The sequence below is a fragment of the Crossiella sp. CA198 genome (assembly GCF_052078295.1).
Lineage (GTDB): Bacteria > Actinomycetota > Actinomycetes > Mycobacteriales > Pseudonocardiaceae > Crossiella.
In genome coordinates, this window is record NZ_JBQJIM010000051.1 from 1 (window position 1) to 14,949 (window position 14,949).

The 14,949-nt window shown below is 71.7% G+C and carries 13 protein-coding genes; 6 read left to right on the forward strand and 7 right to left on the reverse strand.

Annotation, left to right across the window (positions count from 1 at the left end):
* Positions 1 to 110 precede the first annotated feature (110 nt).
* Positions 111 to 599: an FBP domain-containing protein gene (locus tag ACTOWY_RS43360; protein ID WP_441315458.1), complete on the forward strand. Its 489-nt coding sequence runs from the start codon at positions 111 to 113 to the stop codon at positions 597 to 599.
* Between the two features lie 16 nt (positions 600 to 615).
* Here the strand turns inward: ACTOWY_RS43360 and ACTOWY_RS43365 are convergent, their stop codons facing one another.
* Both ACTOWY_RS43365 and ACTOWY_RS43370 read right to left on the reverse strand, forming a co-directional pair.
* The gene (locus tag ACTOWY_RS43365; protein WP_441315426.1) at positions 616 to 3,600 is read right to left on the reverse strand and encodes an AfsR/SARP family transcriptional regulator; all 2,985 of its coding nucleotides are present in this window, start codon (positions 3,598 to 3,600) and stop codon (positions 616 to 618) included.
* Between the two features lie 75 nt (positions 3,601 to 3,675).
* The gene (locus ACTOWY_RS43370; protein WP_441315427.1) at positions 3,676 to 5,058 is read right to left on the reverse strand and encodes an MFS transporter; all 1,383 of its coding nucleotides are present in this window, start codon (positions 5,056 to 5,058) and stop codon (positions 3,676 to 3,678) included.
* Positions 5,059 to 5,135: 77 nt separating this feature from the next.
* Between ACTOWY_RS43370 and ACTOWY_RS43375 the strand changes: the two genes are divergently transcribed.
* The 4 genes from ACTOWY_RS43375 (at position 5,136) to ACTOWY_RS43390 (ending at position 10,039) form a co-directional block, all read left to right on the forward strand.
* On the forward strand, positions 5,136 to 5,651 hold the full coding sequence (locus ACTOWY_RS43375; protein ID WP_441315428.1) for a winged helix-turn-helix transcriptional regulator: 516 nt from the start codon (positions 5,136 to 5,138) through the stop codon (positions 5,649 to 5,651).
* A gap of 424 nt (positions 5,652 to 6,075) precedes the next feature.
* The gene (locus tag ACTOWY_RS43380) at positions 6,076 to 7,236 is read left to right on the forward strand and encodes a S8 family peptidase (protein WP_441315429.1); all 1,161 of its coding nucleotides are present in this window, start codon (positions 6,076 to 6,078) and stop codon (positions 7,234 to 7,236) included.
* 77 nt (positions 7,237 to 7,313) lie between these two features.
* Entirely contained in the window at positions 7,314 to 7,961 is a 648-nt protein-coding gene (locus ACTOWY_RS43385) for a hypothetical protein (protein WP_441315430.1), read from the forward strand.
* Entirely contained in the window at positions 7,958 to 10,039 is a 2,082-nt protein-coding gene (locus tag ACTOWY_RS43390) for a protein kinase domain-containing protein (RefSeq protein WP_441315431.1), read from the forward strand. The genes ACTOWY_RS43385 and ACTOWY_RS43390 overlap by 4 nt, the downstream gene beginning before the upstream one ends.
* Positions 10,040 to 10,049: 10 nt before the next feature.
* Here the strand turns inward: ACTOWY_RS43390 and ACTOWY_RS43395 are convergent, their stop codons facing one another.
* Positions 10,050 to 11,162, reverse strand: coding sequence for a nucleotide disphospho-sugar-binding domain-containing protein (locus ACTOWY_RS43395; protein ID WP_441315432.1), 1,113 nt, complete (start codon positions 11,160 to 11,162; stop codon positions 10,050 to 10,052).
* A 107-nt stretch (positions 11,163 to 11,269) separates the two neighbouring features.
* Here ACTOWY_RS43395 and ACTOWY_RS43400 point away from each other — a divergent pair, with 107 nt between their 5' ends.
* Entirely contained in the window at positions 11,270 to 11,851 is a 582-nt protein-coding gene (locus tag ACTOWY_RS43400; protein ID WP_441315433.1) for a TetR/AcrR family transcriptional regulator, read from the forward strand.
* An 87-nt stretch (positions 11,852 to 11,938) separates the two neighbouring features.
* Here ACTOWY_RS43400 and ACTOWY_RS43405 read toward each other — a convergent pair whose 3' ends face one another.
* From ACTOWY_RS43405 to ACTOWY_RS43420, 4 genes are read right to left on the reverse strand one after another with little or no spacing between them, the layout of a single operon-like run.
* Positions 11,939 to 12,721, reverse strand: a complete 783-nt coding sequence (locus ACTOWY_RS43405; RefSeq protein ID WP_441315434.1) for an HAD-IIA family hydrolase — start codon at positions 12,719 to 12,721, stop codon at positions 11,939 to 11,941.
* Position 12,722: 1 nt separating this feature from the next.
* Complete coding sequence (locus tag ACTOWY_RS43410; protein WP_441315435.1) at positions 12,723 to 13,205, reverse strand: nucleoside 2-deoxyribosyltransferase; 483 nt, start codon at positions 13,203 to 13,205, stop codon at positions 12,723 to 12,725.
* Positions 13,206 to 13,940 carry a class I SAM-dependent methyltransferase gene (locus tag ACTOWY_RS43415; protein WP_441315436.1) on the reverse strand — a complete coding sequence of 245 codons (735 nt, stop codon included), beginning with the start codon at positions 13,938 to 13,940 and terminating at the stop codon, positions 13,206 to 13,208.
* A gap of 7 nt (positions 13,941 to 13,947) precedes the next feature.
* A complete protein-coding gene (locus ACTOWY_RS43420) occupies positions 13,948 to 14,943 on the reverse strand; it encodes a thymidylate synthase (RefSeq protein WP_441315437.1) in 996 nt (331 codons plus the stop codon).
* Between the last annotated feature and the right edge of the window lie 6 nt (positions 14,944 to 14,949).

Genomic DNA, 14,949 nt, shown 5'->3' on the forward strand with positions numbered 1-14,949 from the left:
ATACTGAAGGAGGCCTCGTCGGGTCGGTTGTGTGTGGTAACTCAATCCAACCCGACGGGGCTCTTCACGTTCGAGGGAAGGTCAACTCCCGCGAGTTACGGACACAACTTCTGGCAACCCGCTTAGCTGAGAGCACCATTCGCGCCTCCTTCGCCAACTGCTCCAAGGGAGAGGCCAAGCGACTGGCGTTGCCGGGGAAGCTGGCCGAGGTGGCCTGGGGTGACCTGGACTTCCTGGGCTGGCGGGATCCCAAGGCGGTCAACAACGGCTATGTCGTCCTGCCGCGCGCGGACGGGCCGGTCGGGCTGGCGCTGGTGGCGGCCTCGGGGCGGATCAAGCAATCCATGTGCGCCTTCTGCCTGACCACGCACGGCACCGGGGATGTCGCGTTGTTCGGCGCGCGCCGGGTGGGGGCGGCCGGGAAGCTGGGCAACACGGTGGGCACCTACCTGTGCGCCGACCTGGCCTGTTCGCTCTACGTGCGCGGGCTGCGCAAGCCTGCGGTGCCCAACCCGAAGGAATCGCTGAGCACGCGGGAGCGCGCGGAGCGGATGCTGGTCAACCTCAACAAGTTCGCCGATGAGGTGCTCACCGGCTGAGTGCTTCCTGGCCGGGTCAGTACTCCAGGATGTAGGCGCCGAAACCCATTTCCACGGCCGCGGTCACCGAGGTGTCGAGCACCTCGGTGGCGCGGTCGTACCAGTCCGCGCCGGTGTCCGGTTCGGCGAGCAGGGTTTCCAGGGCGGTGACGGTGTCCCGCAGCCTGGTCCGGCTCTCGTGGTAGCGGCCGATGGTGCGGTAGACCTCGGCCAGTTCCGCGGTGAGGCTGGCCAGTCCGGCGCGCAGATCCTCGCGCGCCCGCTCGTGCTGGCCCGCGGCGTGCCGGGCCTGGCCGAGGTGGATCAGGCAGCTGGTGATCATGCGGTGCACCAGCGAGGTGCCGATGTCGCCGTGTTCGCCCAGGGTGCGGCAGATGGCCAGGTCGCGTTCCCGGTAGGCCACGCATTCCTGGTAGCGGCCCAGGTGGAAGTAGCTGCGGCTGACCGTTTCCAGGGCCAGGGTCAGGTCGTAGGGCTCGCCGGAGTCGGTCAGCAGGGCCAGTGCGCGTTCCCCGGATTCCAGGGCCTGTTCGTGCTGGCCGAGGCGGGTCAGCCCGGCGGCCTCGGCGACCAGGGCGCCCGCTTCGCCGAGTGGGTTTCCGGCCCGGCGGAACAGTTCCAGGGCGGCGGCGGACTCGGTGAGCGAGCCTTCGATATCGCGTTCGAGCTGGCGCACGCCGATGAGCTGGCGGTGGGTGAAGGCCCGGCCGAGCAGATCGCCCTCGGACTCGAAGCAGGCCAGTGCCTGGGCCAGGTGCTGGCGTGCCGATTCGTACCGGCCGTGGTGCGCGGCGACCCTGGCCAGGCCGCGGGAGGCGTAGCCGATGGCGATCTTGTCGCCGATCCGCTGGGCGGCGTGCAACGCGGTCTCGTTGACCAGCTCCAGGTCCCGCCAGTGCCCGCCCAGGTCGAGGAAGTGCCGGATCCACCAGGCCAGGCGGCACGCCTCGTGCTCGAAGCCGTCCCGGGCGGCCCGGTCGATCATGTTCAGCAGCACCCCGTGCCGCTCGCTGAACCAGTCCAGGGCGTCCTGGTGGCCGGTGAAGGTGCGCGGGCAGACCATCGGTTCCAGGTCGCCGGGTTCCGGGCCGTCCTGTTGCCGGGACAGGGTCTGGGTGGCGGCGTGCGCGGAGCGGAGGTGGCAGTGCAGGCCGCGGCGCCGGGCCGCCTGCTGTTCGGCGGGGCTGTCCTCGGCCTGGCGCAGTTCGGCGGCGTAGGCGCGCAGCAGGTCGTGCCAGGTGTACCAGCCGGGGCGGGGTTCGGTGACCAGGTGCGCGGCGGCCAGTTCACGCATCAGCACGCCCGCCCTGGCCTTGGGCACGCCGGCCAGGCTGGCGCCCACCGGCACCCCCATTTCCGGGCCGGGGTAGAGCGAGAGCAGCCGGAACAGCCGGGCGGCCGGGGCGGACAGGGCCCGGTAGGACCAGGACAGCACGGTGCGGACGTCGGTGAGGCTGTCCGGACCGGCGAAGGCGTCCAGGCCGCCCTTGGCCGCGGCGAGTTCGGCGGCCACCTCGGCCAGGCTGAAACCCGGGTTGGCGGCGGCTCTGGTGGCGACCACGGCCAGCGCGAGGGGCAGCCGGCCGCAGGTGGTGATGATGTCGGTGACCGCCGCGGGTTCGGCGGCCAGCCGGTCCGCGCCGAGGCGGCGGGTGAGGAACTGCCTGGCCTCGGCGTGGCCGAGCGGGTCCAGCGAGACGGTGAGCGCGCCGGTGCCCGCGACCAGGCCGGACAGTTCGACCCGGCTGGTCACCAGCACCAGTGAGCTGGCGCCGCCGGGCAGCAGTGGCAGCACCTGGGCGGTGTCGCGGGCGTTGTCGAGCAGGATCAGGCAGCGGCGTTCGGCCAGCACGGTGCGGTAGAGCGCGGTGAGCACGTCCAGGCGGTCGGGCAGGTGCTGGGTGGGCACGGCGAGGGCGTCCAGGAAGCAGCGGACCGCGTCGGCCGGGTCCAGCGCGGAGTCCCCGGCCTCGAATCCGCGCAGGTCCACATACAGCGTGCCGTCCGGGAAGTCCGCGGCCAGTTCGTGCGCGCAGCGGACCGCGAAGGTGGTCTTGCCGACCCCGGGCATGCCGTGCACCACCACGACCGCGGGCCTGCCGGGTCCGGGGCGCAGCCGGGCGCGGATCTGGGCTAGTTCGGCGTCCCGGCCGGTGAACACGGGCAGGTCGGCGGGCAGCTGGGCGGGGGTGACCTGGGCGGGTGGCGGGGTGTGCGGGCGGTGCCGTTCGACGCGGAAACCAAGCAGGGCCGGGTCGGCGCGCAGGATCTGTTCGTGCAGACCACGCAGGGCCGGGCCGGGGTCGATGCCGAGTTCGGCGGCCAGGTCGCGGCGCACCCGGTCGAAGGTCTCCAGGGCCTCGGCCTGCCTGCCCGCCCGGTACAGGCCGAGCATGAGCAGTTCCTGCAGGCGTTCGCGCAGCGGTTCGGCGGCGGCCTCGGCGGCGAGCTGGTCCAGCAGGCCGGCGCAGCGGCCGCGGTCGATCTCCAGTGCGGCCAGCTGCTCGATCACGGCCAGTCTGCGCTGGCGCAGCCGGGCCCGTTCCCTGGCCGCGTACTCGAAGGGCAACTCGGCCAGCGCCTCGCCCTGAAATTCAAGCCGGGCCGCGTGCAGGTCCCGGAGACCGCTTTCCAGATCCCCCTGGGAAATGGATTTCTCGGCATTCCGGGCCAATTGCCGAAAGCGGCTCAGGTCCAGGCCGTCGGCATTCACCCGCAACGCGTAGCCGCCGGTGGCCGAGGTCAGCACGGGGTCGCCGCCGCCGATTTCCAGGGTCTGCCGCAGCCGGTGCACGTAGGTGCGGATGGTGCCGCGGGCGGCCCTGGGCACCTCGTTTTCCCACAGTGCGGCGGCGATCTCCTCGGTGCTGACCAGCCGTCCCTCGGCGAGCAGCAGCACCACCAGGGTCAGCCGCTGTTGCGGCGAGCCCAGTGGCAGGGCGACCCCGTCGTGCCAGGCCCGTACCGGCCCGAGCACCGCGAATGTCAGTCCTGGCCTCACTCAGCGCCCTACTTCCGGGTAATGGCAGACAGTGCCAATCGGAGTAATCCGACCGGCACTGCGATGGTAAACCCGTTATCGCGATGCTCGCGGACGCAGTGCGAGGGCGGCGACTCCGCCGAGCAGGGTGACGCCCGCGCAGACATAGACCGAGGCACGCCAGCCGTCGAGCAGTTCGCTGATCGGCGCCCCGGCGGAGCGCACGCTGAGGGCGAAGACCACGGTCACCCCGATCGCCGCGCCCAGGTAGCGCACGGTCTGGTTGAGGCCGCCGCCCAGGCCGGCCTTGGCCGGGGGCACGCTGGCCACCGCGGCCGCACCCAGGCTGGCGTTGCTGATGCCGGTGCCGATGCCCGCGATCAGCAGGCCGGGCACCAGGTCCAGGCCGTGCCCGGTGCGGGACGGGGCCACCAGCGCGAAGAGTCCCACCGCCAGGATGATCATGCCGAGCCCCAGCCGGAGGTCCAGGTCGAGCCGGTGCAGCCGCCGGACGGCGAGTGCGGCGACCGCGCTGGTGCCGGACCAGACGACCACCAGCACCGAGGTGGTGACCAGGCCGAGGCCGAGGGCGTTCTGCAGCACGATGGGCAGGAAGGACATCAGCGCGGTGACCCCGGCGCCCGCGGCGAAGGAGGCCGCGGTGGCCGAGAGCAGGCCACGGTTGCGGAACAGGCTCAGTTCGATCATGGGTGCGGTCGCGAAGGCCTGGCGGAGCAGGAAGCCGAGCAGCAGGAGCAGGCCGCCGCCGAGCAGGGTCAGGGTGGCCGGGGCCAGCCAGCCGCCGCGGCCGAGGGTGAGTCCGGCCAGCAGCGCGGCGAGTCCGGCGGCCAGCAGCAGCACGCCGGGCAGGTCGAGCGGGCGGCGGTGGCCGGAGACCGATTCGGTGAGTCCGCGGGCCGAGATCACCAGGGCGGCGGCGCCGAGCACGAGCACCCAGTACATGACCCGCCAGTCCAGGAACTCCGCGGCCAGCGCGGCCAGCACCGGGCCGAGGGCCAGTCCGAGGCTCAGGCTCGCGCCCCAGCGGCCCATGGCGTGCGCGCGTAGCGGTCCGGGTGGGGCGGCGTGCCCGATCAGGGCCAGGCTGCAGGCCAGCACCGCGGCCGCGCCGAGTCCGGCCAGGACCCGGGCGAAGACGAACAGCCAGGTCACCGTGGCCAGCGCGGAGAGCACCGAGGCGAGCAGCAGCACCACCGCGCCGAGCCGGAACACCCGGCGGCGGCCGAAGTCATCGGCCAGCGCGCCCGCGGTCAGCATGGCCACGGTCAGCCCGAGGCTCATCGCGCTCAGGATCCAGGTCTGCCCGGCCGGTCCGGCGCCCAGGTCGGCGGCGAGTTCGCGCGGGGTGGCCAGTGGCGCGGTGAAGGCGGCCAGCACGAGCAGGGTGCCGAACCCGGCGACCGCGACCGTGCGGCGCAACCCGGGTGCCGGCGGAGCTGACTGTGCGGTGGCGGTCACCACGAGCCTCCCTCGGTTCAGTGAACGAACCGTAGCACGCATGGTTCATTCACTGAACCGACAGCTAGCATGGGGACATGGCGCTGAAGTCGGACTACGCGAACCAGGAGTGCACCATCGCGCGCACGCTGGAGATCATCGGCGAGCGCTGGACCCCGCTGATCCTGCGTGACTGCTTCTTCGGCCTCCGCCGCTTCACCGACCTGCACCGCCACCTGGGCCTGCCCCGCGCGGTGCTGTCCGCCCGGCTGGAATCCCTGGTCGGCGCGGGGGTGCTGGAGCGCAGCGAGTACCAGCCGGGACGGCAGGAGTACCTGCTCACCGAACGCGGCCAGGAGCTGTGGCCGGTGCTGACCGCGATGCTCGCCTGGGGCGACAAACACCTCTCCCCCAACGGCCCCCGCGTCCTGCAACGGCACACCGTGTGCGGCCAGGACCTCCGCCCCGGCGAGCCGTGCCAGACCTGCGAAACGGTCCCACCGGTAGCCGAGATCGAGATCCGCCACGGCCCCGGCCGCCCCCGCCACCCCAACCCGGACCGGATCGAGCAAGCCCTCCACGACGGCCACACCCTCCTAGCCCCACTCCCCTAGCCCCACCACCGCGCCGGCCGCTCCGGACGGCGTGTTGGCCGTTGTGGACGGTGTGTTGGCCGTTCTCGTACGGCGAGTTGGGCCAAGTGGTACGCAGGTTTGGCCCAAGTGGGCGTGCCAGTTGTCCCAAGTGGCGCGGGGCCGCCGACGCGGGGACGGAGCGTGGCCGGGCGGGTGGGCTGGGGACCTGCTCATGGGGGCGGTCCCCGCAATCCCCCGAACCACCTCGGCCGAAAGATGGCAGTGGCACCGCAGAACGGATGGACCGTGGTGGACATTTGATCAGGCCCATTGACCTGCGCAGACCAACTCGTCAGTCTGCTGGGTGACCCACGATCGGGTGGCAGTCCGTTCACCAACCCTGCGGTGGACACGCCCGGTCGCTGGTGCACTAAGGAGCCACTACGTGCATCCGCTCAATCGTGTGCTTGCCGTATTCTCGGCCGCGGCCCTGTCGACCCTGACCGCCGCCACCGCGCTGGCCGAGCCCGCCTACCAGGCGCCGCTCTCGCTGGCCTCCGCTTCGGCGACCACCCAGCCCATCGCCGACACCTACATCGTGGTGACCGATCCGGCCAAGTCCCGGGGTCGCAGCCTGACCAGCTCGCTGGACATCAAGCCCGCCGCCGAGTTCAGCGCCGCGGTCACCGGCTTCTCCGCCAAGCTGACCCCCGGTCAGCTGCGGCAGCTGCGCCGCGACCCGTCGGTCAAGAGCATCGAGCAGGACGTGCTGGTCACCGACGCCCTGGACGCGACCCAGCTCAACCCGCCGTCCTGGGGCATCGACCGGGTGGACCAGCGCAACCTGCCGCTGTCCAAGAGCTTCACCTACAACGCCACCGGCGCGGGTGTGCACGCCTACATCATCGACACCGGCATCACGCCCTCGCACCCGGACTTCGAGGGCCGGGCCACCTTCGACCACAACGCCATCGACACCAACAACACCGACTGCCAGGGCCACGGCACGCACGTGGCTGGCACCATCGGCTCCAAGACCTACGGTGTGGCCAAGAAGGCCAGCCTGCACGGCGTGAAGGTGATGAACTGCTCCGGTGGCGCGACCGCGACCTCCATGCTCAACGGCGTCAACTGGGTGACCGCGAACGCGAAGAAGCCCGCGGTGGCCAACACCTCGTGGAACTTCAACCACAGCGCGGCGCTGGAGACCGCGATCCGCAACATGATCTCCTCCGGCGTCTTCCTGGCGACCTCGGCGGGCAACACCGGCGGCAACTCCTGTGACCGCCTGCCGCGCAAGGTGGAGACCGCGACCGTGGTCGCCTCCTCGGAGATCAGCGACGCCCGCTCCTCCTTCTCCAGCACCGGCGCCTGCGTCGACCTCTACGCCCCCGGCGGCAACATCATCTCCACTCTGCGCACCGGCGGCAGCGGCTCGATGAGCGGCACCTCGATGGCCGCCCCGCACGTGGCAGGCGTGGCCGCGCTGTACAAGGCCCGCTTCGGCGACGCCCCCTCGGCCACCGTGCACAACTGGCTCAACACCAACGCCACCCCGAACGTGGTCTCCGGTGGCGCCACCGGCGGCACCGTGAACCGCCTGCTGTTCACCGCTGGTCTCTGACCTGCCTGGGCAACCCCGCCGCCGGAAGTTGTTCCGGCGGCGGGGTTTTCCGCGTTCGGGTCACGTACCGTGTCGCCATGAGCACGGACGGGGCCAAACTGCCCGAGGTCGCCAACTCGATCACCGGCGAGGTGCCGGGGACGAGTGTGCAGGCCGGGGTGGTGCACGGTGGGGTGCACCTGCACGCGGGGCGGGCCCTGGCGGAACTGGGCCAGGCATTCGATTCCCGGGCCGCGCTGCTGCGGCTGATGGCCGATCTGGAAGCGGTGCACCGGGATTACCTGCTGATGTTCAACGCCGTGCTGGACCAGACCCCGGACGCCTGGGCACACGGCGAGGCGGGGTTCGCGGAGCAGATCGGCAAGGTGGCGAAGTCGTTGCGGCGGTTGCGGGTGGACTTCGAGCCAGTGCGGGTGCGGGTGCACGCGCTGGCCGCGGCGTTCAGCGAGGCGCCGTTGAGCGCGCCGGAGCGGGCGTTCGCGGTGGCGGTGCTGAAGTACTTCCCGACCGGGGAGATCGCGCGCACCGGGCCCCCGCAGGGCGCCGCGGCGGCAATCGCGGTGCCGACCCGCACCTCCGGGACAGCGGTGCTGGACCACCTCTACCGTGCCCTGGACGGGGAACTCGGCCAGGAGCTGAGCGGGCTGATCAAGGACACCATCGCCTTCCACCAGCAACGCTGGGCCGTGGTCTGCGCCGCCTTCGCGGCCCTGCACGTCGCATGAGCGGACGATTCGCCGATCCCTTCGCCGCGCCGTACTTCCCGCGCGCGCTGGCCGCCGCGGCGGCGTTGCGGCAGGCCCCGGCGCTGGACCGGATCGGCGGCTACGAGATCGTCGCGGAACTGGCGCCGACTGTCCTGTTAGGACGGCGCTCGGACGGGATACTGTTCGTGCTCAAGGGATCCGAGGTGGTCGCGGCGGCCGAGCTGGCCCGGCGGGAGGCCGAGGCGCTGCGACTGATCCGGCACGGGTTCGGCGGGGTGCTGACGATCGAAGAGGTGCTGGGGGTGCCCGGCGGTCCGGTGCAGCACCTGTGCCTGCCGCACTGCCCCGGCGGCAGCCTGCGGGATCGGTTGGCGGGCAAGGACATCGGCGTCGCGGAGCTGGCCTACCACGGGCTGGCGCTGGCCTGCGCACTGCACCAGTTACACCGGTTGGGGCTGGTACACGGGGATGTCAAACCGGAGAACGTGCTCTTCGCCCACGGCGATGAGGGCTTCACCGGGCGGGAACCGCGCTGGCGCACGGTGTTGTCGGACCTGGAGACCATGGTCCCGGCGGGCGGGCCGACCAGCTGGCGGATGACCGCCGCCTACGCCGCGCCCGAACAGCTCGACGGCGCCCCGGCCGATCCGGCGATGGACGTGTGGGCCTGGGGCCGGACCCTGCGCGACGGACTGGACCTGGTTGACGGCTGGGACTGGCTGACCGACCTGGTCGGACAGGCACTGGCCGAGGACCCGGGTGCGCGGCCGGATGTCGAGGCGATCATCGCGGTGTGCGGGCGGCAGCTGGGTTTCGGCTCCGCGGACGGGCCGTTGCTCGGGGCGGACCGGCCGGTGGCGTGGTACCCGATCGAGACCCTGCCGGACCTCCTGGAGTCCTGGCCGCGGCGGCCCGGGGTGGCCATGATCCGGCAGTCGATGGGCTGGCTGGCCTGGCTGCCCGAATGCCACCGGCTCTACACACTCGGCACCGTGCCCGCGCTGCTGCGGATCGAGGAGCTGAGCACCCGGGCACTGCGCGAGGCCGAACTGCCGCGCCCAGTGGCGCTCGGGTTCCGCTGCCTGTGGGTGAAGGCGCTGGTGGAACTGGTCGAGATGACCGGCGAAGCCGTTGACCTGCAACGGTTGCTGGGGGCGGCGCGGGAGTGGGAGCGGGTGGGTGAGTTCGAGCATGAGCCGGACGCCGCGGTGCTCGCCCAAGCCTGGCTGCTGCTGGACAATCCAGAGCGCGCGCTGCCGTACGTGCGCCGGAGTTACGCCGCGAACCGGGAGAATTCCTCGGCGCGGGCCGCGATGCGGCTGTACTACCTGATCTCCGGCGAGCCCGGCATGGCCGCCACGGTCGCCGCCCAGCCGGTGCGCGACCCGGCGCCGGGGATGAGCACGCGCTGGCTGCTGCTGCGGCTGGGCGATCTGCTGGCCGCGGACGAGCACGCGGAACTCGCGCACCTGCTCGACGTGCTGGGCCCGACCCCCCTGGACATGATCGCGCTGATCGACTGCGTGCTGGCCGGGCGGCGCGGTCCGGTGACCGCCGACGCGCAGTGGCGGGGCCTGCGCGAGCACTTCCGCACCATCAGCAGCAGCGCCTCGCTGACAAAACTCGCGCTGCTCACCGAGGCCGCCTTCCAGCGCGGCGAGTACGAGTACGCCGCGAGCCGCGCCGAGCTGGCCCGGCGCCGCGCGCTCGCCCGCCTGCCGGTGCACCACCGTGACCGCGCCGTGCTGGAAGCCGTTGCACTGCACCGTGATCCGGCCGATCGCGGGCTGACCGCGCGGCTGCGGAACCGGGCCGAGCTGTGGGTGGCCGACGGGCGGCCGAATGATCCACTGCTGCGCCTGGACCTGGTCGCGGCGCATCGCTGGGCCGGGCGGCTGCCGCCGGTGGCGCTGGAACTGCTGGCACACAGCGGATCCCCAGCGGCCGCGCTGCTGGCGAGCACCCGGCACTGCGGGGACTGCCGGGCCGCCGGACAGCTCGCCGACCTGGCGGTCTGCGGGCACTGCCACCGGACGCTGTGCGCGCGCTGCGTCACGGTGGCCTGCCGGTGCGGTGGCGATCTGGCCTGCCCCTGACCGGATTGAGTCAGCTGGCCCACTCGGCGAGTTCGGCCGCGACCGTGGCTGGGGTTGGCATCGAGCGCAGTTCCGTCCGCACCGCCGCCGACTCAACCCGCAGCTTGTCCTCGGTGAGCAGCCGGGTCAGCAGCGCACTGTCCACTTCGGACTCTTCGGCGGTGTAGCCGACTCCCCTGGCGTGCACCCCGGCGGCGTTGACGTAGCGGTCCGAGCCGCTGGGCAGCACGAGTTGCGGCACGCCCGCGTCCAAGGCGGTCATCGTGGTGCCCGCGCCGCCGTGGTGCACGATCGCGGCGCAGGTGGGCAGCAGGGCGTTGAGCGGCAGCCAGCCGGTGCCGCGCACGTTGGCGGGCAGCGGGCCCGGGTCGACCGCGCCGAGGGCGAGCACGAACTCGGCGTCGATCTCCCCGGCCAGGGCCAGGATCCGTTGCACCGGGCCGATTCCGGTGTCCGTGGGCGCGACCGAGCCCAGGGTCACCGCGATCCGTGGCCGCCGCGGCGGTTCGGCCAGCCAGCCTGGGACGGGGGCGGCGCCGTTGTAGGGCACGTAACGCAGTGGGCGGCCGACCGGGGTCTCGACCATGCTCGGCGGCGCCACGTCCAGGATGGTGCGGCGTTCGGGCAGTTCCGCGCCGTGCTTGGCGAAGACGTCGGCGAGGTCCGCCCGCAGGGTCTCGTCCAGGCCGGTCGCCCGGACCAGGCCGAAGTTGTGCTCCACCAGGGGAATCCCCAGCGCGCCGGCACAGATCAGTCCGGTGTGCTGGGCCTGGGACTGCACCACCAGGTCCGGCCGCCACTGCCTGGCGACCTCGATCACCCCGTCGACCTGCAGCCGCACCAGGACACCGATCAGCGCGGCCGTCTCCCGTAAATCGCCGATCCGGCCTGCCTGCATGGCCCGCACCAACTCAGGGTGCTCAGCCCGCATCTTGGCGATCATCACCGACCGGTTCATGCCCGGCGACACATCGGCCACCGGCAACCCGGCCTCGCCGACCACCAGGCCCTCTCCCGTGGTGGCGAACAGCACCTCGTGCCCGGCGGCGAGGAACGCCCTGGCCAGCGACACCATCGGGAAGGCGTGCCCCACGCCCGCCGAGGCCACGAACAACACTCGCATAACCACTCCCCCATCAGATAGAGAACTCGCAGTTCACTATCTCCCACGGTAGGCTCCCGCGATAGAGAACGCAACGGACTCTAAGTGGGGGTGTGGTGGAGCAGCCGGTGGATCACCGCCGTGGCCCGCGCCGACGCGGCGAGGTGCTGCTCAACGCCATCGTCGAGGCCACCCTGGCCGAACTCGCCGAGGCCGGTTACGCCGGGCTGACCATGGACGGGGTGGCCCAGCGCGCCCGCACCAGCAAGGCCTCGCTGTACCGCCGCTGGCCCACCCGGCAGGACCTGGTCGCCGCCGCCATCCAGCACACCGCGCAGGCCACCGAGCCGATCCCGGACACCGGCGAGCTGCGCGCCGACCTGCTCGCCGCGCTCGACCTGGTGGCCCAGCGGCTGATCAGCCCGGTCGGCGAGGCGGTGCGCGGCATCCTGACCGACACCCTGCGCGATCCCGAGCTGACCAGGGAGCTGCGCGAGACCATGGTCGGCGGCCGCAACCGCCTGTTCACCCAGGTGCTGCGGCGCGCGGCCGAACGCGGCGAGATCCGCGCGGAGACGATCACGCCCAGGGTGGCTGCGGCCGGTCCGGCACTGGTGCTGCACCACTTCCTGACGCAGGGCCCGCCGATGCCGACCGAGCTGCGCGGGCAGATCGTGGACGAGGTGCTGTTGCCGCTGCTGGGCCGTTAGCGCCGCTGTCGGCGAGTTGGGCCAACTGGTACGCCAGTTTGGCTGAAGTGGGCGTACCAGTTGGCCCAAGTGGTGCGGGACTGCCGGTCACACCGCCGATTCGCGGGGTTCCAGCAGCCCCGTCAAGGCGGTGACCACATGGTCTGGCGCGGGCTTACCGACCGGTCGGTCGGGAGAGGCGCTGACCAGGATGGTGGCCAGGCCTGCCCGGTGGCCGCCCAGGATGTCGGTGTCCATCCGGTCGCCGATCACCGCGATCCGGCCGGGGCCGAGCAGTGCCCTGGCCACGTGGAAGATCTCCGGCTCCGGCTTGCCGATCGAACGGGCGGTGCGGCCCAGCGCGGTCTCCACCGCGGCCAGGATCGCGCCGGTGGCAGGCCAGGGGCCCTCCGGCATCGGGAAGGTGGCGTCCCGGTTGGTGGCGAACAGTTCCGCGCCGTTGTCGCCTGCCCGGCAGGCCGCGACCAGTTCGGCGTAGTCGAAACCGCTGTGCCCGCCGACCAGGATCCGGTCCGCGATCCCCGCCTCCGCTGAGGAGAGCACGGTGGCGCCCGCGTCGGCGACCTCGGCCCGCAGTTCGGGCGAGCCGATCACGTACACCCGGCCGCGGGTCTCCGCCACCCGCACGGCCGCCGCCCAGCCGGAGGTCACCACCGAACCGGCCTCGGCCGCGATGCCCAGGCCGCGCAGCCGGGCGGCCACCGCCGCCCGGCCGAGGCGGGGATCGTTGGTGAGAAACACGATCCCCTTGCCCCGGCTGGACAGTTCGGCCAGTGCCCGCACCGCGCCCGGCAAGGGCTGCCAGCCCAGGTGCACGACTCCGTCGAGGTCAACCAGGAATCCGTCGTAGTCCTCGGCGAGATCGTTCACCTCACACACCTTCGACGACAGGCTCCCGATCCGCCAGCCGGTTCACCAGCGCGGCCACCTCGTCCACAAGATCGTCACCGATGGTCAGGTAGGTGACGTCGGCGACCGTGTGCAGGCCGCGCACCAGGAAGGCGTACTCCCGGTCCGGTTCCAGCAGCAGCACGATCGGCTTGCCCAGTGCCGAGGCCCAGCCGATCTCGATGTGCGTGCCGGGTGAGGCCGGGGAGCCGGGGAAGGCCACGAACACGGCGCTGCCGGAGATCTCCTCGTAGTCCAGCCGGGTGCATTCCTCCGGCCGCAGGAACTCCTTGCCCCATGCCTCCCTGCGGTGCGCGTTGTGCACCTGGTAGCCCTCGGCCTCCAGGCGGTCGATCAGCGCCTCGAAGCGGGCCTTCTCGGCCACCCGCATCGCGCCGGTGTCATCGACCAGTGCCTTGAACGGGCCTGCCAGGAACACGCTGGGACGGGAACCGTTGACGCTCATTCACTTCACCCCGGAAACGATCAGGAACGGTGGACGGGTGGCCTCGGCGGGCGGGGTTTCCGCTTTCGCCGCCTCGGCCGGATCGAGCAGTGGTTCACGCACGGTGATCTCGCGGAATCCGGCCTCGGCCAGCACATCGAGGTAGGTCTGGCGCGGCCAGTGGTGGTCGATCAGTTCCAGCACCCCGCCGCCGGGCTGGTGCAGCAGCACCTGCCGCCGCTCGCCGTGGGTGTAGACCCGGCCGGGTTCGCCGCTGCGAAAGGTGGAGAAGCGGATGCCGGTGGTGTCCGGGTTGGTGTCCAGGATCGCGTACCTACCGCCCGGTCGGAGGACCCGGTGCACCTCGGCCACGATGGCCTTGATGTCGGCCTGCTCGGCCACGTTGATGAAGACGTAGCAGGACATCGCGGCGTCCACCGAGTTCCCGGCCAGGAACGGCAGGCCGCCGCTGTCGATCTGGTGGTACCGGATGCGCGGGTGCGCGCGGCGGGTGCGCGCGATCTCCAGCATGGCCGCGGAGATGTCGGCGGCCACCACGTGCGCGGCACTGGCGCCGACCACCCGGTTGGCGACCTTGCCGGGGCCGCAGCCGTAGTCGAGCACGGTGCGCACCGCCGGGTCGCCGATGCCGAGTGCGGCGAAGACGGCCGGGTAGCCGATCAGCCGCTCCGGCAGGTCGTCGTAGGCGTCAAAACCGTCGGCGACGTCGACGGTGTCCTTCCACTGCGTGCCCATCTGTTCCTCAGCTCCCCACCGGCGTCGCGCTAGACGCCGTCTGCGGCCATTTCTGTTGCACCAGCGCGCGGTAGAGCGGGGACAGCGCGGCCATCAGCTCGCCGTCCACCGGTTCCGACCGGCGCACCCGGCGGTAGACCTCGAACATCAGCAGCACCTGCGCCCAGTACTCCGGCACACCCAGTCCGCTGGTGTCCGGTTCCAGCCGGATCCTGTTCTGCCGCAGGGCCTCCTCGTACTCCAGCACCTGCTTGACCCACGGCCAGTTGTCGCCCTCGGGCATCTCCGGGAACCGCGGCAGGCCGGTGTGCTGCACGGCCGGGTCAGCGAGCACCTCGCGGGCGCGCTGGTAATCGGGGTCATAGAGGTGCACCGACCCCACCAAATGGGTGTATGAGCCCAGTTTCGCGCCCAATTCTCGGGCCAGCATCTCCTGAATCAGCGTGAAGGAGAAAACATCGCTGGTCATTCCGCGATAGGCGTCGTTGGCCCGCATGAATCCCACGCCGTGCAGGGCGCCCTCGCGCAGCATGAACTGGAGTCCGAGGGTGCAGGAGACGTCCGGATTCCCGGCGATCGCCAGCTCGTCGGCGGCGAAGATCTGCAGCACGCAACGTTTGCTGTCCGGGTCCTCGCGCAACTGCCGGACCAGGGTCGGCCACTGCACCGGCCCGCCGCCACCGCCGAAGAGGGCGCGGCCGTAGGCGGTGCCGGTCAGGCGCACGCCGTCGGCGGAGTACTTGCGGATGCTGGGCGCGTAGTAGGCGATGAAGTCCAGGTCATCGCGCCCGGAGAGGTACCAGAGCGCCTCGGCGAAGTTGAAGACGAGGTTGAGCCTGCGGGCCGGCACCAGCGGGATGCGCTGACTCGCCTCGCGTAACCGGTAGCTCAGGCCGAGTTGTTCCCGGCTGTCGAAACCACGCGGCGAGTTGCGGTACTCGGGTTCGTCAATCAGTGATCGAAGCACATGAGAATACGCCTGATGAAAGCCGTCGAATTCCACCGAGGC